Consider the following 293-nt stretch of genomic DNA (forward strand, 5'->3'; position numbering starts at 1 on the left):
GAGGATGAATTGCATGACGCGGTGGTGCAGGCGTCGAAACGCAAGCGCGTGCTCTCTCCGCAAGTGGCGAATGTGCTGGCAGACCGTCTGGTCAACCCCGACGAGGCTCTGTCCGCCCGCGAGATCGAACTGCTTCGCGCACTGCAGACGGGCGCGTCGAACCGGGAGATCGCCGAACAGCTCTTCATCTCCCAAGCCACGGTGAAAACCCACCTGATCCACATCTATTCAAAGTTGGGGGTTGACAACAGAACAGCTGCCGTAGAGCAAGCTCGGCAGCGTCGCATCATCTA

1 protein-coding gene is annotated in these 293 nt (G+C 59.7%); it reads left to right on the top strand.

All coding sequences use genetic code 11. The features are described from left to right. A partial coding sequence (locus HMPREF2785_RS07575) for a response regulator transcription factor (RefSeq protein ID WP_141750666.1) occupies nucleotides 1-293 on the top strand: 293 nt, incomplete at both ends.

It is taken from the genome of Corynebacterium sp. HMSC067D03, assembly GCF_001811185.1.
Taxonomy (GTDB): domain Bacteria; phylum Actinomycetota; class Actinomycetes; order Mycobacteriales; family Mycobacteriaceae; genus Corynebacterium; species Corynebacterium coyleae.